General features: G+C 63.6%; 16 protein-coding genes and 1 riboswitch. Of the genes, 9 read left to right on the forward strand and 7 right to left on the reverse strand.

The features are described 5' to 3' along the window. The first annotated feature begins 83 nt into the window (after positions 1-83). From FJ948_RS22900 to FJ948_RS22910, 3 genes are read left to right on the forward strand one after another with little or no spacing between them, the layout of a single operon-like run. Positions 84-872, forward strand: coding sequence for a DUF3108 domain-containing protein (locus tag FJ948_RS22900; protein ID WP_140708390.1), 789 nt, complete (start codon positions 84-86; stop codon positions 870-872). A 43-nt stretch (positions 873-915) separates the two neighbouring features. Further along, positions 916-1,809 carry an EamA family transporter gene (locus FJ948_RS22905; protein WP_140708392.1) on the forward strand — a complete coding sequence of 298 codons (894 nt, stop codon included), beginning with the start codon at positions 916-918 and terminating at the stop codon, positions 1,807-1,809. Beyond that, positions 1,806-2,480, forward strand: coding sequence for a lysoplasmalogenase family protein (locus tag FJ948_RS22910; protein ID WP_140708394.1), 675 nt, complete (start codon positions 1,806-1,808; stop codon positions 2,478-2,480). The genes FJ948_RS22905 and FJ948_RS22910 overlap by 4 nt, the downstream gene beginning before the upstream one ends. On the opposite strand, the gene FJ948_RS22915 is transcribed toward FJ948_RS22910, so the two are convergent. Continuing rightward, positions 2,477-2,896 (reverse strand): cupin domain-containing protein, encoded by a 420-nt coding sequence (locus FJ948_RS22915; protein ID WP_140708395.1) that lies wholly within the window; start codon positions 2,894-2,896, stop codon positions 2,477-2,479. The genes FJ948_RS22910 and FJ948_RS22915 overlap by 4 nt on opposite strands. A 22-nt stretch (positions 2,897-2,918) precedes the next feature. Next, positions 2,919-3,686 (reverse strand): hydroxyacylglutathione hydrolase, encoded by a 768-nt coding sequence (gloB, locus tag FJ948_RS22920; RefSeq protein ID WP_140708410.1) that lies wholly within the window; start codon positions 3,684-3,686, stop codon positions 2,919-2,921. Between the two features lie 140 nt (positions 3,687-3,826). Here gloB and FJ948_RS22925 point away from each other — a divergent pair, with 140 nt between their 5' ends. From FJ948_RS22925 to FJ948_RS22935, 3 genes are all read left to right on the forward strand, one after another. After that, on the forward strand, positions 3,827-4,603 hold the full coding sequence (locus FJ948_RS22925) for a methyltransferase domain-containing protein (RefSeq protein ID WP_140708412.1): 777 nt from the start codon (positions 3,827-3,829) through the stop codon (positions 4,601-4,603). 137 nt (positions 4,604-4,740) lie between these two features. After that, positions 4,741-6,555: an ABC transporter ATP-binding protein/permease gene (locus FJ948_RS22930; protein ID WP_140708413.1), complete on the forward strand. Its 1,815-nt coding sequence runs from the start codon at positions 4,741-4,743 to the stop codon at positions 6,553-6,555. A gap of 98 nt (positions 6,556-6,653) precedes the next feature. Beyond that, positions 6,654-7,457, forward strand: coding sequence for a DUF1194 domain-containing protein (locus FJ948_RS22935; RefSeq protein WP_140708414.1), 804 nt, complete (start codon positions 6,654-6,656; stop codon positions 7,455-7,457). Positions 7,458-7,596: 139 nt separating this feature from the next. Here FJ948_RS22935 and FJ948_RS22940 read toward each other — a convergent pair whose 3' ends face one another. Together FJ948_RS22940 and FJ948_RS22945 are read right to left on the reverse strand one after the other, a co-directional pair. Then, complete coding sequence (locus FJ948_RS22940; protein WP_181173779.1) at positions 7,597-8,532, reverse strand: glycosyltransferase family A protein; 936 nt, start codon at positions 8,530-8,532, stop codon at positions 7,597-7,599. Position 8,533: 1 nt separating this feature from the next. Continuing rightward, on the reverse strand, positions 8,534-9,529 hold the full coding sequence (locus FJ948_RS22945; RefSeq protein ID WP_140708417.1) for a glycosyltransferase family 2 protein: 996 nt from the start codon (positions 9,527-9,529) through the stop codon (positions 8,534-8,536). A gap of 280 nt (positions 9,530-9,809) precedes the next feature. Between FJ948_RS22945 and FJ948_RS22950 the strand changes: the two genes are divergently transcribed. Then, a complete protein-coding gene (locus FJ948_RS22950) occupies positions 9,810-10,157 on the forward strand; it encodes a DUF1330 domain-containing protein (protein ID WP_140708418.1) in 348 nt (115 codons plus the stop codon). A gap of 5 nt (positions 10,158-10,162) precedes the next feature. Here FJ948_RS22950 and metW read toward each other — a convergent pair whose 3' ends face one another. Both metW and FJ948_RS22960 read right to left on the reverse strand, forming a co-directional pair. After that, positions 10,163-10,777, reverse strand: coding sequence for a methionine biosynthesis protein MetW (gene metW, locus FJ948_RS22955; RefSeq protein WP_140708420.1), 615 nt, complete (start codon positions 10,775-10,777; stop codon positions 10,163-10,165). Next, on the reverse strand, positions 10,774-11,943 hold the full coding sequence (locus FJ948_RS22960; RefSeq protein WP_140708421.1) for a homoserine O-acetyltransferase: 1,170 nt from the start codon (positions 11,941-11,943) through the stop codon (positions 10,774-10,776). Before FJ948_RS22960 ends, metW begins: the two co-directional genes overlap by 4 nt. Before the next feature lie 117 nt (positions 11,944-12,060). After that, positions 12,061-12,138, reverse strand: a riboswitch (SAM riboswitch). Between the two features lie 137 nt (positions 12,139-12,275). On the opposite strand from FJ948_RS22960, the gene hisC reads away from it, so the two are divergent. Continuing rightward, positions 12,276-13,394, forward strand: coding sequence for a histidinol-phosphate transaminase (gene hisC / locus FJ948_RS22965; protein ID WP_140708422.1), 1,119 nt, complete (start codon positions 12,276-12,278; stop codon positions 13,392-13,394). A gap of 64 nt (positions 13,395-13,458) precedes the next feature. Further along, positions 13,459-14,394: a prephenate/arogenate dehydrogenase family protein gene (locus FJ948_RS22970; protein WP_181173780.1), complete on the forward strand. Its 936-nt coding sequence runs from the start codon at positions 13,459-13,461 to the stop codon at positions 14,392-14,394. Positions 14,395-14,531: 137 nt separating this feature from the next. On the opposite strand, the gene FJ948_RS22975 is transcribed toward FJ948_RS22970, so the two are convergent. Further along, positions 14,532-15,458 (reverse strand): sugar kinase, encoded by a 927-nt coding sequence (locus FJ948_RS22975; protein WP_140708425.1) that lies wholly within the window; start codon positions 15,456-15,458, stop codon positions 14,532-14,534. Between the last annotated feature and the right edge of the window lie 2 nt (positions 15,459-15,460).

Raw genomic sequence — 15,460 nt, forward strand, 5'->3', positions numbered from 1 at the left:
TTTCATCCTATAAGCAGTCTGACAGGGACACGCCAGACCGGAGTCGCCCGCCTCCGGCCAAAAATCAAGGATTCGATCCCGCCATGCCTCGTTCGTCTCACGCGCTTGCCGCCGCGCTTGCCATCGCCTTGCCGTCCGCCGCGTCGGCGGCCTCGCCGCAATCCTTCAAGGGCGAATACACGGTGTCGTTCCTGGGCCTCTCGATCGCCAGATCGACTTTCTCCAGCAGCTATCAGAATGGCGTTTATGCGATCAATGGCACCGTCTCCGCGGCGGGTCTGGCCAAGCTGTTCGACGATACGCGTGGCACGATCTCGTCCAAGGGGACGATCTCGGGGCAAAAGATGGTGCCGCAGGCGTTCCGAGCCGATTACACATCCGGCAAGAAGGCATCCTCGATCGACATTCGCTTTGCCAATGGCAACGTGACGTCGACGCAGGTCATCCCCGCGCCGGGCAAGCGCGACCCCAAGTCCTGGGTGCCGCTCGGTGCCGGCGATCTGGCATCGGTACTCGATCCGATGGCCGCCACCGTCATCCATGCCGACAGTCTCGACCAGGTCTGCGGCCGCAAGGTCAAGTTCTATGATGGCGAGATGCGCGCCGACCTGACGCTGACCTACGTCTCGAAGGGCACGATCTCGGTGCCGGGCTACAAGGGCGACACCGTCACCTGCCAGATGGGTTTCGAGCCGGTGGCGGGCTATCGCAAGGGCCGCAAGGCGCTCAACTATCTCAAGAACAAAAGCCGCATGATGGTGACGTTTGCACCGCTCGGCCAAACCGGCGTATATGCGCCGATCCACGCCACGGTCGGAACGCAGATCGGCACCTTGACCATCAGCGCCGGACGGTTCGAAGCGGTACAATAAGGCACGCCACAGGGACAGAATGGGGCGCGCCACTGGAGACAAGATGGGGCGCGCAACACTGATCGGCTTTTCGGCGGTCGCCATGTGGGCGCTGCTGGCATTGCTTACCGACGCGTCCGGAAAGGTTCCGCCTTTCCTGTTATCGGCGATCACCTTCTCGATCGGCACCGGGGTCGGGCTGATCGCGCGGCTGGTCATGCCGGCTGCCGGCAAGAGCCAGAAGATCCCACCGCAAGTGTGGCTGATCGGCATTGCCGGCCTGTTCGGCTACCATTTCTTCTATTTCACCGCGTTGCGCAACGCGCCGGCGGTGGAGGCAAGCCTGATCGCCTATCTCTGGCCGCTGCTGATCGTGCTTGGGTCGGCACTGATGCCGGGCGAAAAACTGGCCTGGAACCATGTCGTCGGCGCGTTGCTCGGCCTTGCCGGCACCGTGCTGATCGTCACCAAGGGGGGCGGCATCGCTTTCGATGCCCGCTATGTCTTCGGCTATGCCATGGCCGCGGTCTGCGCCGTGCTGTGGTCGTCCTATTCGCTGTTGTCGCGGCGCTTTCCTTCGGTGCCGACAAGCATCGTCACCTGGTTCTGCGCGGCGACCGCCGTGCTGTCGCTCGTCTGCCATCTGGCTCTGGAACAAACGGTTCTGCCTGAAGGCGTCGGCCAGTGGCTGGCCGTGCTCGGGCTCGGCCTGATGCCGGTGGGTGCCGCCTTCTATGCCTGGGACATCGGTGTCAAGCGCGGCAACATCCAGGTGCTGGGCGCGGCAAGCTACGCGGCGCCGCTTCTGTCGACGCTGGTGCTGATCGCGGCCGGCGTCGCCGAGCCGTCGCCGCGCATCCTCGCCGCCTGCCTGCTCATCACCGGGGGCGCGGTCCTCGCGGCAAAGTCGCTGTTCCAGCGCAAGCCGGATGTCGCCGAGAGTGGGGTCAAGGCGTGATGATGCCGTTCCCGGGTGGCATCGATGCCAATGCCAACGCGACGCTGATCTTTTCGCTGGTGGCGGCGGTGATCTACGCCTTCACTTCGGGCATGCCGCCAACGCTTGCCCGCTCGGCGGCAAAGACGCTCTCGGTGACGATGCTCGCCGTGCTCTCGGCAATGCAAGGCGGTCCGCTGCTGCTGATCGCCGCGCTTGCGCTCAGCGCCATCGGTGACGCCTTCCTGTCGCGGGACGGTGAAAAGGCGTTTCTGGGCGGGCTGGGCAGCTTTCTCCTCGCCCATATCGTCTATATCGCGCTGTTCCTGCGCAGCGGCGCGGGGATGTCGGTACTCGGCTCCGAGCCCTGGCGTGGGGCAATCGCGCTGGCGATGGCCGTGTTTGCGATTGTCATGCTGGCCGCGCTCTGGCGCCGCGTTGGTCCCGGCTTGCGTATACCGATCGCCTTCTACGTCGTGGCGATCCTGTCGATGGGCATGTCGGTGCTAACGACAGGCAATGTCTGGCTTATCGGCGGCGCCATCCTGTTCATGGCATCCGACGGGGTGCTTGCCGCGGAGAAATTCCTGATAGCCGCAATCTCGCCGCACCGCGCCTGGATGCGTCTTGCCGTCTGGGTGCTTTATTACGCCGCCCAGCTTGCGATTACTCTGGGTTTCCTGCTGGGTTAGGGCTGCCAACCCGGCTCGGCCAGTTCGAAGGCGGCGAAATCGAAACCCGGCGCGACGGTGCAGCCGACCAGCGTCCATTCGCCCAAGGTGCGCGCCGATTGCCACCAGCCCGCCGGCACGACGATCTGCGGCCGTTCGCCCGCCGCGAGTTCGATGCCGAGAACCTGCTCGATGATGGCGCCGCCTTCCTCCCAAATCGACAGCGCCAGCGGCGCGCCGGCGTGGAAATGCCAGACCTCGGCGGCATCCCTGACCCGATGCCAGGCCGAAACCTGGTGCTGTTCCAGCAGGAAATAGATGGCGGTCGAATGTCCGCGCGCACCGCCGGCTTCATCGCGAAAGGTCTGCGTATACCAGCCGCCTTCCGGATGCGGTTGCAGTCCCAGTGTCGCGATGATTTCCGCCGAGCTGTTCATCGGGCGAAGGCTAGCATGAGGCTCAGAAATTGTCCTTGCGCTTGCGGATCTCGGCGAACACCTCGGCATCCCCGGCCTTTTCCATGCCCAGATGCTTGCGGATTGCCGGGTCGTGCCAGCGCAGGAAGGGGTTGGTCGACAGTTCCTCGCCAATCGTCGTCGGCAGCGTCGGCTTGTTGTCGACCCGCAGCGCCTCGATCCGGGCGGCGCGCTCCTTCAAGGCCGAATTGGTGGGGTCGACGGTCAGCGCGAAACGGGCGTTGGCGAGCGTGTATTCGTGGCCGCAATAGATGGTGGTCTCGGCGGGAAGGGCGGCGAGCTTCTTCAGGGATTCATACATCACCGGCGGCTTGCATTCGAACAGCCGCCCGCAACCCAGCGCAAACAGCGTGTCGGCGGTGAACGCCACTTTCGATGCCGGCAGATAATAGGAGACATGGCCGGCGGTATGCCCGGGCGTGGCGATCACCTCGATGCGCTCATCGCCGAGATGAAGGACGGAGCCTTCCTCGACCGTTTCGTCGATGCCGGGAATCCTGGCCTTTTCCGCTTCCGGGCCGACGATACGCAGCTTGAAGCGCTCCTTGAGCGCCAGGTTGGCCTCGACGTGATCCATATGATGGTGCGTGGTCAGGATGACGGTCGGTGTCCAGCCGGTGCGCTTGACGGCGGCCAGGATCGGCGCTTCCTCGGGCGCGTCGATGATCGCGGTCTGCCCGCTTTTGGCATCATGCACCAGCACGCCGAAATTATCGGTGCGGCACATGAATTGTTCGATCTCGACCGGCATTGCGTCACTCCAGCTTGTCGCCGCAGACATAGGGCGCCGGCGCGCGGATGTCACCACGGGATGAAGAATGTCATTTGAGATGACGAGCACACCGGCGCGCCTTTGTTGAATCCGGCCGATATCACCGCTACATCCCTGACATGCATTCCGACATCGTCGACCTCCGCTCCTTTTATTCGACAGCGCTCGGCCGGTTCGCCGAGCGCTCGATCACCATGGCGCTGTCGTCGATATGGGCCACGGTGCCCAATGAGCGGCTGGTCGGCCTTGGCTATACCTTGCCCTGGCTGGAGCGCTTCGGCACCGACGCCGAGCGCGTCTTCGCCTTCATGCCGGCGACCCAGGGCGCCGTGGTCTGGCCGGCGACCGGGCCGGCGGCGACGGCGCTGGTCTTCGACGAGGAACTGCCGCTGGTCGATTCCTGCATCGACCGCATGCTGCTTGTCCATTCGCTTGAGCATGTCGAGAATCCGCGCGAGACGCTGAACGAAATCTGGCGGGTGTTGTCGCCGGCCGGGCGCGTTGTCATCGTCGTGCCCAACCGGCGCGGTGTCTGGGCGCGCTTCGAACACACGCCGTTCGGCAACGGCCGGCCTTTCTCACGCGGGCAACTCACCGAATTGCTGCGCGAGGCGAATTTCACGCCGGCCGCCTGGTCAGATGCCCTGTTCTTCCCGCCATCGCGGCGGCGCTTCATGATGCGCTTCCACAATGTGCTGGAGCGCGCCGGCCGACGGCTGTGGCCGATCTTTTCCGGTGTCATCGTCGTGGAGGCGCAGAAGCGGCTTTATCAGGGCGTGCCGGTGGTCCAGCGTGCGTCCCGTCGCGTCTTCGTGCCGGTGCTGTCGCCACATGGCGCGACGCGGCTTGGCCGTCGGACCGAGGGATTGCCGGCTCGGCAAGTGACACCTTCGTGATCGCTATGGAAACTTGCATCGCCCGGCGTCTTTCCGACCTATCTGTCGTGCTGGGCTCGCAAAGTGGCTGAGGAGCTGCCGCCGTCGGCTCTCTTCATCCGGTTTCAGCTTCGCTCCTGAACGCAAGGACCTCGGCCATGGCTGATCAATTGGACAATCAGGCCGCCGTTCAGCCGGCCGTGGCCAGCAGCCTGCGCGATCAGGTGGCGACGATTCGGCGCGCGCTGATCGGCTCGCCGGTTCGCAAGTGGTTGCTGTGGACGTCGCTCGGCATCATGGCCGTCATCATCGCGACGTCGATCGGCCAGGTCTTGCTCAACCGCTGGAACCAGCCCTTCTACGACGCGCTCGCGCGCCGCGACATGGCGGCCTTCCTGCACCAGCTCATGGTCTTTGCCATGATCGCCGGCGGATTGCTGGTGCTCAATATCGGCCAGACCTGGCTCAACCAGATGATCCGGCTGAAGTTGCGCGAAGCGCTGACGCTGGACCTGATCGACCAGTGGATGCGGCCAGCGCGTGCTTTCCGGCTGGCCAATGCCGGCGCCATCGGCGTCAATCCCGACCAGCGCATGCAGCAGGATGCCGCGCATCTGTCGGACCTGTCGACCGATCTTGGTGTCGGCCTGCTGCAGTCGTTCATCCTGCTCGTGTCTTTCGTGGGAGTGCTTTGGGAGCTGTCTTCGGGCTTCGTGTTCCATGTCGGCGGCTGGGCGCTGGCGATACCAGGCTACATGGTCTGGGCGGCGTTTATCTATGCCGGCACCGCCTCCTGGCTGAGCTGGCTGGTTGGCCGGCCGCTCATCCGTCTCAACAGCGACCGCTATACGCGCGAGGCGGAGCTGCGCTCCTCGATGGTGCGCGTCAACGAGAACGTCGATGCCATCGCGCTGTACCGGGGTGAGAATGACGCCAGGCGACGGCTCGAACTCGACCTTGGCACGGTGCTGGGTGCCATGCGGCGCATCTACACCGCCCAGATCAACCTGTCCTGGGTAACCGACACCTATGGCTGGATCACCGTCGTGGCGCCGATCCTGGTTGCCTCGCCGGTCTATTTCTCGGGCGATATCAGCTTTGGCGGGCTGATGATGGCGGTCGGCGCCTTCAATCAGGTGCATTCGTCGTTGCGCTGGTTCATCAACAACATCGGCAGCATCGCCGACTGGCGTGCCACGCTGATGCGGGTCGCCGACTTCCGCATCGCACTCGATGAAACCGATGTGCTGCACGACAAGGAGAAGCGTATCGCCTTCGATGAAAACGCCAATGGCAGCCTGACCTTCGAGAAACTCCAGGTGGCCTCGCCGGAGGGCTGCACAACGCTCTCCGACCAGCACGTCGAAATCCACGTCGGCGAGCGCGTGATGATCACAGGCGAGCCGGGCGCGGGAAAGACGCTGTTCTTCCGCGCCATTGCTGGACTGTGGCCATGGGGAAGCGGGAAGATCGGCATGCCGGGGGGAGAAGCCCCCATCTTCGTGCCTCGTGTCCCGTATTTCCCGGTCGGCACGCTGCGCGAAGTGCTAGCCCATCCCTATGGTGTCGCTCCCGCAAGCGATGCCGAAATTTCGGCGGTGCTTGCCGAAGTCGGCCTCGAGCGGCTGTCGTCCTCGCTCGACCGGTCGGCCCGCTGGGAGCGTGAGTTGGGCGATGACGAACAGCGATCGCTCGCCTTTGCCAGGCTTGCGCTGCGAAAGCCGAAATGGGTGATCATCGATGAAGCGATGGATGCGTTCGACGGCCCGTCCCTCAGGCGTGTGCTGTCGCTCATGGACAAACATCTGAAGGGTGCGGCGATCATCAATATCGGGCGCGGCCTGCACAACAATCAGTTCTTTCCGCGCTCGCTGACGATCGTCAAGGATACCGGGGCGCCGGCGCTTAGACCCGCCCGCGTCAGGGCAGGCGCCATCGAACCGCCGCCGGTCGCTGCCCGGCGCAAGAAATAACACGGCCGGCACTCGGACCGACCGGGCGCGCAGCCGCAAGCTTTATTTCGCCGTGATCGCAGGCGACGGTCGCGATCGAAACATCGCTCGTGCTGGCCATGCTTGATACAATGAGCCTGCTTGCCTGCCTGACTTGCGCCGAGGCCGCTCCGGTTCCTTCGGCGCCGGACAGGCTGGCCGTCGACGTCGAATTGGTGCTGGCGGTCGATATCTCGCTGTCGATGGACGAGACCGAGTTCGCCCTGCAACGCGCCGGCTATGTCGAGGCGCTGCGGCACGCCGATTTCATCCAGGCCGTCCGTTCCGGCCATACCGGGCGCATCGCGCTCGCCTATTTCGAGTGGGCCGGCACGGTGCGCGACGACGCGGTCATCGGCTGGCAGATCATCGACAGCGCCAAGAGTGCCAACGATTTTGCCGACAAGCTCGCGACCCGCCCTTTCCGGAGTTTCCGCGGCACCTCGATTTCAACTGCGCTTGCCTTCGGGACCGAGCTTTTCGACGGCACCAGTTTCGTGGGCGAACGCAGCGTCATCGACATATCCGGCGACGGGCCGAACAATATCGGGCCGCCGGTCACCGCGACGCGCGATGCGGCCATTGCCAAGGGCATCGTCATCAACGGCCTGCCGATCCTGATCAAGCCATCGCCGACATTCAGCCATCTCGACCAGTATTATGCCCAGTGCGTGACCGGTGGACCCGGTTCCTTCGTGCTGCCGATCCACGCCGCCGCCGAATTCTCGACGGCGATCCGGCGCAAGCTGATCCTCGAGGTCAGCGGCATTCAGGACACGCCCAAAATCACGCCCGTCAACATGGACGCGCCGGTCGACTGTCTTCTGGGTGAGCGGGACCGGCGGTTCCTGTCGGATCCCTATTTCCCGGAGCTGGATCGATAGAGCGGTTCAGCGTTTAATAGAAACGCCGAACCGCTCTAACTCTTTGTTTCCACGCAATTCCCAAGGGGAAGCGCTACGCGCTTCTCCCGGGAAAACCGTTACACGCTTTTCCTGGAATTGCTCTAGGCCTGGCCGTGGTTCAGGCAGGCCGGGCGCCGCGTTCGTCGCGGAACTTGTTGGAGAGGTCGCGCCGCCAGCGCCGGCCCTGGACATATCCGCTGACCAGTTCCGGCAAGGAGTAGCCGAGCGCCTTCGAAGAGCGATTGGCCATGTAACCCTCGAACGCCTCCGGTATCCGGCCCCTGAGAATGTCGGCGATGATCTGCCGTGCGATCATGTAAGGCGGGATGTGCGGGTAGGAGTGGGCGATATGCGGGTGTTTGCCCATCAGGTTCGCATAGGCCTCGACGTAGCCCGCCCGGCGGCCCGAAATCGAATTCTGCGAATTGTATTTCGTCCAGTCCATATCTCCCGACAGTTGCGCGCCGAACCGTCGCGCCAGACGCAGGAGCAATTCGCGGTCCTGCATCCGGTTGATGTCGCTGTCGTAGCCGCCAATCTCCAGCAAGGCCTCGCGGCGGGCTGATATCGCGGAGCCGGCGATGAAGATCGTCTGGGCGACGAGCGTCCGCTCCAATAGCATTGGGCTGACGAAGGTCTCGGGATTGACGCAGTTGGTGCTGCGGCTGCCCTTCCGGGAGACAAAGGAGCTGAGCAGCACCTGAAGCGCGGCATTGTCGTCGAACCAGGCCAGGGTCCGCTCGAGCCGGTGCGGCAGGTAGACGTCGTCGGAATCGAGAAATGTCACCACCGGAGCCCGCGCACGCTCGATGCCGGCATTCCTGGCGGCGTTGGCACCGCGCCATTTCGCGCCGACATAGACCAGCCGTGGATCGCTGATGCGGGCCAGCGCGGCCGCGGTTCCATCGGTCGAACCATCGTCGACGACGATATGCTCGAAACGCGGCATGCTCTGGGAAAGCACGCTTTCGACGGCGCGGAGCACCGTTTCGCGCCGGTTGTGGGTCGGTGTGATGACCGTGATGAGGGGTGCCATGTCCACAGCCCTGGCCATGTCAGCTATGACCCACATGAACAGGCACGAGTTCCGGCTCGTCCCGGACCAGGCCAAGCGCCATGGCCGCCTGGCCGAAAAAAACCAGCGTGCAAAAGGCCAATCCGACGACCAGGGCGAACGGAATTTGCCAGACCGGCATTCCGAGTTGCGACGCATGCGCAAGGATGCGCCCGCTTACGCGCCGGGACATCGAAAACCAGCGCCTCGTCGCTTTCAGCACGCGACCGGGACGTGACGGCGATTCCAGCGCCACATATTTCCGGTCCGCATCGCGGCCGGTGACCAGAGCGCGCCAGAAGAAAAACCGCCAGCCACGCGGGGGATAGTGGCTCGCCCGTGCATTGACCCTGACGAAATCATGTCCACTTTCCCGCAACTGGCTGGTCAGCAGCGTGCAGGAAACCTTGAAGCCATTGCTGGCGGGATAGGGGTGGCTAGCCAACCAGCTTCTGCGAAAGGCACAATTGTTGGCGTTCATCGCTCGCCTGGACGCGAAACGCTGATCACCGTCGCGCAGCGGGAAGAACCATAGGAGGGCAAAGGTCCGAGAGGCGAAATCGTCATGGCCGAGATAGGTGTAGCCATTTACGGCAATCGTCTTGGGGTCTTCCATCGGCTTGAGGAGCGCGGACAGCCAACCATCTTCGATCACCGTGTCGGAATCGCAGAAGATGACGACGTCGCCATTTGCCAACGCAGCACCGGCATTCTTGACCTCATAATACCGGCCTCCGGGACAGGCGCTGAAAAGCATAGTCGCGGCCGTGGCAAGTTGCGGAACAAGTTCGAGGATACGGTGCTGGAGAAGCGGCGTGTCGGTGCTCTGTCCGCTGTGAACGACAATAAGCTGCGGCTTGGGATAATGGCCGTTCGTCGTCGTGCGTTCTATTTCCCGCGCCAAGGCAGTCAACGAAATGCCAATTTCGTCCTCGTTGATGGACTTGGCATTTTCCATTTCAACAACGATCGAATACGTCTGATTCTTCGGTTCCATGCTCCCGCCCAGCATCTATTCGGCGCGACGCTACAAAGAACATGTCCCTGTGTCATCACATGATGCGACGTTCAACACCTTCCGAAATGACGAATTTCTGACTTGGCGCCCCAATCGCAACACTCCTCGCGCGTCAGGAGACCTGCAAAGCCCGCACGATCGACGCTGATTCGCATATGTCGTTCTTATTATCTCGGAAGTAATCGAATTGCGTCGTGCTCCTTGGCAATTTGCGATCGTGAAGCTGGCAACTCAGCTTTGATCGAAAGGAGTTTCGTCCATGACCGCTTACGCCATTGCCCATATGCGTCAAACCACGATGGGTCCTGAGATCGTCGAGTACCTGCACAGGATCGATGCCACGCTGGAACCTTTCGGCGGCCGTTTCCTGATCCACGGCGGCAATCTGGAGGTGGTCGAGAACGACTGGCCGGGCCACCTCATCATCATCGAATTCCCTGACAGGGCGCATGTGCGCGACTGGTATGCTTCGCCGGCATATCGGGCGATCCTGGCGCTGCGGACCAACAATTCGCTGTCGGATGTGGTGTTCGCCGACGGCGTCGAACATCCGCACAAGGCGACGGATGTCCTGGGGGTAGGATTGGGCTGGATAGGATTGGGCTGACAGCCCTACCGCTTCAGCAAGAACACCGCCTGCTGGCCGAAGAAATTCCAGAACCACCAAGGCATCGACAAGCCGATCTTCTGGCCGTTGGCGTCGAGCGCGGTCGCCTTTTCCACCGTCGCGCCAAGCTCTTCGCACAGGTTGACGAAGTCGCGGATGGTGCAGAAGTGGATGTTGGGTGTGTCGTACCAGGAATAGGGCAGGTCCTTGGTCACCGGCATGCGGCCCTCGACGAACAGCGACAGGCGTACCCGCCAATGGCCGAAATTGGGGAAAGACACGATGGCGCGGTTGCCGATCCTGAGCAGTTCGTCGAGCACCAGCTTGGGGTTGCGGGTCGCCTGCAGGGTCTGCGACAGGACGACGAAGTCAAAACCCTTGTCGGGATAGAATTCGAGGTCGGTGTCGGCATCGCCCTGGACGACGCTTAGCCCGCGCGCAACGCATTCGTTGACGCCACGCTGCGATAGTTCCAGGCCGCGCCCGTCGACCTGCTTGGTTTCCTGCAGCAATTCGAGCAGCGAGCCGTCGCCGGAGCCGACGTCGAGCACGCGCGATTGCGGCGGGATGAGATTGGCGACGACCTCGAGGTCGACACGCTGGCTGCCGTTGACGCTCATGATGCGAGTCCCCTGGCGCGCGCGGCGGAGCCGATGAAGCCGTTGATGGCGGCAAACAGTTCCGGTTCGTCGAGCAGGAAGGCGTCGTGGCCGCGGTCGGTCTCGATCTCGACGAAGGACACCGAGGCGCCGGCGGCGTTGAGCGCGTGCACGATCGAGCGGCTCTCCTCGGTCGGGAAAAGCCAGTCCGACGTGAAGGACACCAGGCAGAAGCGGGTCCTGGTGCCGGCAAAGGCGTCGGCCAGCCGGCCGCCATGGTCGGCGGCAAGGTCGAAATAATCCATCGACCGTGTCATGTAGAGATAGGCGTTGGCGTCGAAACGGTCGACGAAGGTCATGCCCTGGTGGCGCAGATAGCTCTCGATCTGGAAATCGGCATCGAAGCCGAAGGTCAGCGCTTCGCGGTCCTGCAGGTTGCGGTCGAATTTGCGGTGCAGGGCGGCTTCCGACAGATAGGTGATGTGGGCTGCCATGCGCGCCACCGCCAGCCCCTTTTCCGGGCGCCTGCCGTGCTCGAAATATTTGCCGCCATGCCAGTCCGGATCAGCCATCACGGCCTGGCGCCCGACCTCGTGGAAGGCGATGTTCTGGGACGAGTGGCGCGCGCCGGTGGCGATCGGCAGTGCCGAGAACACCCGTTCGGGATAGCTCGACGCCCATTGCAGAACCTGCATGCCGCCCATCGAACCGCCGAGCACGCAGAACAGCTTCTCGATGCCGAAATGGTCGATCAGCATCTGCTGCGCGCGTACCATGTCGCGGATGGTGATGACCGGAAGGTCGAGCCCATAGGGCGTTCCCGTGGCGGGGTTGGTCGAGGCCGGCCCGGTGGAACCGAGGCAGCCGCCGATGACATTGGAGCAGATGACGAAGAAACGGTTGGTGTCGATGATCTTGCCCGGGCCGATCAGCACTTCCCACCAGCCCGGCTTGCCGGTCACCGGATTGGTGTTGGCGACATGCTGGTCGCCGGTCAGCGCGTGGCAGACGAGGATAGCATTGGAGCGCGCGTCGTTCAAAACGCCATAGGTCTGGTAGGCGATCTGGAACGGCGACAGCAGTGTGCCGGCATCGAGCTTGAGCGGCTTGTCGGGTCCGAAACGCAACACCAGGCTCGACGGATTGTCGACCTCGTTGTTGGTCCTTGCTGCGCGCGGAGCGGCCATTCTCAATCTCTCTTGCTGCATCGTTTCTTGCGAAGTCGCCGCTTATTCGCGGCGCCGATGCGGTCGTCCGGCCGGCAGCGGACAATAAAAAACCGGCATTGCCTTCGCAAAGCCGGTTACGTCACGCAAACGGCCCTTTAGCGAATTGTTTAACGTGGCTGCAAGCCGACCGGCCAAATCACCACGGAACTGTCTTCGTCCTTCTAGAACCCGCCCGGCTCGCCGTCAATGGCGGCCGCTGCCACCACAGCCGGCTCTCGACATTGCCGGCCATGGCTTGTATTTCCGCTGCGGCTTCCGGATGGAGGCGCTTTCGACGGATTTTGCAAGACATGAACCAGATACCGGATCAGGCACGTCCAACCCCGCGTGCGGGCATCATGGAGATAGACGCCTACGTGCCGGGAAAGAGCGCCGCACCGGCCGGTGTCGCCAAGGTCTACAAGCTATCGTCAAACGAGAATCCGCTCGGGCCTTCGCCCAAGGCGATCGAGGCAGCGCGTGAGGTTGCCGCCAAACTCGACATCTATCCCGACGGCACCGCGAGGCGGCTGCGCGAGGCGATCGCCGAAGTGCATGGCCTCAACGCGCGGAACATCATCTGTTCCAACGGTTCCGACGAGATCCTCGGGCTGCTGGCGCAGACTTATCTCGCGCCCGGCGACGAGGCCATGTTCACCGAACATGCCTTCATGGTCTACAAGATCTACATCCAGTCGGCGGGCGCCACGCCGGTCGTGGTCAGGGAGACCGACGAGCGCGCCGACATCGATGCGATGCTGGCAGCGGTGACGCCGCGCACGAAAATCGTGTTCCTGGCCAATCCCAACAATCCGACCGGCACCTATGTGCCGTTCCAGGAGGTGCGCCGCCTGCATGCCGGACTGCCGAAAAACGTGCTGCTGGTGCTGGACGCGGCCTATGCCGAATATGTCCGCCGCAACGATTATGAGGCCGGCATCGAGCTGGCCGGCAGCGCCGAGAATGTGGTGATGACCCGCACCTTCTCCAAGATCGGCCTCGGCGGCGCGCGTATCGGCTGGATGTATGGTCCCATGCACATCGTCGACGCGATCAACCGCGTGCGCGGTCCCTTCAACGTCAATGCGACGGCGATCGAGGCCGGCATCGCCGCGATCCGCGACCGCGCTCATGTCGAGCGCAGCGTGGCGCATAACGACACCTGGCTCACCTGGCTGAGCGAGGAGATGACCAGGCTCGGCCTGCGCGTGACGCCGAGCGTCGGCAATTTCCTGCTCATTCATTTTCCCGACGACCAGAAGCATTCGGCGGCGGCGGCGGACGATTATCTGAGCGCGCGCGGCTATATTCTGCGGCGCGTTTCAGGCTACGGCTTTCCCAACGCGCTGCGCATGACCGTCGGCACCGAGGAGGCCAATCGCGGTGTCGTCGCCGCGCTCACGACATTCCTGAAAAGCCAGAACGCCTGAAAAGCCAGAACGCCTGAAAAGCCAGAACGCCTGAAAGCTAGAACGTCCGAGAAGCTGGAACGCCATGACATCACCGATGTTTGAAAAGATCGCGCTGGTCGGCATCGGCCTGATCGGCTCGTCGCTGGCCCGTGTCATCCGCCGCGAAGGCCTGGCTCGCCATGTCGCGATCTCGACCCGCAGCGCGGCAACGCTCAAGCGGGCCGAGGAATTGGGGCTCGGCGATTCCTACACCACCGACGCCAGGGTAGCGGTGCGCGATGCCGATCTGATCATCGTCTCGGTGCCGGTGGGCTCATCCGGGGCGGTGGCGCAGGAGATCGCGCCGGCGCTGAAGCCCGGAGCGATCCTCACCGATGTCGGCTCGACCAAGGCCTCGGTCATCGCGCAGATGCAGCCGCATGTGCCCGATGGCGTCCATTTCATTCCCGGCCATCCGCTGGCGGGTACCGAAAAATCCGGCCCGGATGCCGGGTTTGCCGACCTGTTCGACAATCGCTGGTGCATCTTCACGCCGGTGCCGGGCACCGATGCGGGTGCCTTGGAACGGCTGTCGGAATTCTGGCGCCGCTGCGGCGCCAACATCGACACGATGGACCCGCAGCATCACGACATGACGCTCGCCATCGTCTCGCATCTGCCGCACATCATCGCCTACAACATCGTCGGCACCGCCGACGATCTGGAATCGGTGACGAAGACGGAAGTGATCAAGTATTCCGCCTCCGGTTTTCGCGATTTCACGCGCCTGGCCGCCTCCGACCCGACCATGTGGCGCGATGTGTGCCTGCACAACAAGGATGCCATCCTGGAAATGCTGGCGCGGTTCTCGGAAGACCTGGCGTTCCTGCAGCGCGCGATCCGCTGGGGCGACGGCGACAAGCTCTTCGACCTGTTCACCCGCACCCGCGCCGTGCGCCGCTCGATCATCGAGGCCGGGCAGGACATCGACGTACCCGACTTTGGCCGCCAGGCGGTCGAGCATCCCAAAGGGAGCTGATATTCAGGTGAGGCCGGCCTGCAAATGGCTGATACCTGCGCTTCCGGTGCTCACGTACAAAGGTACGCTCCGCTCCGGTTCTCGGCATCAGCCATTTTCGACTCGGCCTGACCTGAATCTTAACTCCCTTAGCGTTGTTAGAGTGTCGGCCAGGTCACTGCCATCATGGCGAGCGTCTCCGCCCGATCCGGCGCGCCCAGCCTGCCGCCGAAGCGCAGGCATTTGAGCGCGGCGGCGGCACTTGCAAAGCGCAGCGCCTGCTCGACCGGCATGGCTTCCGCCAGCCCGACGGCAAAGGCGCCGTGAAAGACATCGCCGGCGGCCAGCGTGTCGACCGCCTTGATCCTCGGGGCCTCGACATGGCGGGATGATCCCGCCTTGCGATCGAACCACCATGTGCCCGCCGCGCCGCCGGTGACGGCGACGAAGGCATCGGTGCGGGAAGCGAGTTCGGTGCAGGCGGTCTGCAGATCCAGCGCGTGGCCGCATACGATGCGGACCGCCGGCTCGGAAGCGACGATGTGCGAGGCCAGCGGCAACAGCTGCTCCAGCACCGTCAGCGGCGCGGTGTCGGCATCGAGGATCGCCGGCCGGCCGGCCGCGCGCGCCGCCTTCAGGGCAAGTGCCGCGGCACCCGGCCAGCGCACATCGGCCAGCACGGCATCGAATGCCGTGATGTCGGGAAACGGCAAAGCCGCGGGATCAGCCTGCGCGCGCGGGTCGTAGAAGGGCACAATGATGCGCTCGCCATGTGCGTCGACCAGGATCGAGGCCAGTGCCGAGCGCGCGCCGCTGACGCGGCGCACATGGCTGCAATCGACGCCCTCGGCTCCTATTCCGGCAATCAGTTGGTCGCCGACCGGATCGTCGCCGGCGCTCGCCCATAGCGACACCTCGGCGCCCAGGCGATGCGCGGCGCAGGCCGCGCTGGTGGCCATGCCCGAGGCGATCTGGACGCCTTCGGAAGCGATGAATTTCCCCTGATGGTGGGGCAATGTGTCGACCCGTAGGATCGTGTCCAGCGTCAGCGCGCCAACACTCAGGAGCCTCGCCGATCTTGCCATGG

The sequence above is a fragment of the Mesorhizobium sp. B2-3-12 genome, from assembly GCF_006442205.1.
Taxonomy (GTDB): domain Bacteria; phylum Pseudomonadota; class Alphaproteobacteria; order Rhizobiales; family Rhizobiaceae; genus Mesorhizobium.

Excerpts from the sequence above, each read along its gene's own strand:
- FJ948_RS22905 (WP_140708392.1), top strand. The coding sequence starts at position 916 with ATGGGGCGCGCAACACTGATCGGCTTTTCGGCGGTCGCCATGTGGGCG.
- FJ948_RS22970 (WP_181173780.1), top strand. The coding sequence starts at position 13,459 with ATGACATCACCGATGTTTGAAAAGATCGCGCTGGTCGGCATCGGCCTG.
- FJ948_RS22950 (WP_140708418.1), top strand. The coding sequence starts at position 9,810 with ATGACCGCTTACGCCATTGCCCATATGCGTCAAACCACGATGGGTCCT.
- FJ948_RS22945 (WP_140708417.1), bottom strand. The coding sequence starts at position 9,529 with ATGGAACCGAAGAATCAGACGTATTCGATCGTTGTTGAAATGGAAAAT.
- FJ948_RS22915 (WP_140708395.1), bottom strand. The coding sequence starts at position 2,896 with ATGAACAGCTCGGCGGAAATCATCGCGACACTGGGACTGCAACCGCAT.
- FJ948_RS22975 (WP_140708425.1), bottom strand. The coding sequence starts at position 15,458 with ATGGCAAGATCGGCGAGGCTCCTGAGTGTTGGCGCGCTGACGCTGGAC.
- FJ948_RS22940 (WP_181173779.1), bottom strand. The coding sequence starts at position 8,532 with ATGGCCAGGGCTGTGGACATGGCACCCCTCATCACGGTCATCACACCG.
- FJ948_RS22935 (WP_140708414.1), top strand. The coding sequence starts at position 6,654 with ATGCTTGATACAATGAGCCTGCTTGCCTGCCTGACTTGCGCCGAGGCC.
- FJ948_RS22960 (WP_140708421.1), bottom strand. The coding sequence starts at position 11,943 with ATGGCCGCTCCGCGCGCAGCAAGGACCAACAACGAGGTCGACAATCCG.
- gloB (WP_140708410.1), bottom strand. The coding sequence starts at position 3,686 with ATGCCGGTCGAGATCGAACAATTCATGTGCCGCACCGATAATTTCGGC.
- FJ948_RS22900 (WP_140708390.1), top strand. The coding sequence starts at position 84 with ATGCCTCGTTCGTCTCACGCGCTTGCCGCCGCGCTTGCCATCGCCTTG.
- FJ948_RS22930 (WP_140708413.1), top strand. The coding sequence starts at position 4,741 with ATGGCTGATCAATTGGACAATCAGGCCGCCGTTCAGCCGGCCGTGGCC.
- hisC (WP_140708422.1), top strand. The coding sequence starts at position 12,276 with ATGAACCAGATACCGGATCAGGCACGTCCAACCCCGCGTGCGGGCATC.
- metW (WP_140708420.1), bottom strand. The coding sequence starts at position 10,777 with ATGAGCGTCAACGGCAGCCAGCGTGTCGACCTCGAGGTCGTCGCCAAT.
- FJ948_RS22925 (WP_140708412.1), top strand. The coding sequence starts at position 3,827 with ATGCATTCCGACATCGTCGACCTCCGCTCCTTTTATTCGACAGCGCTC.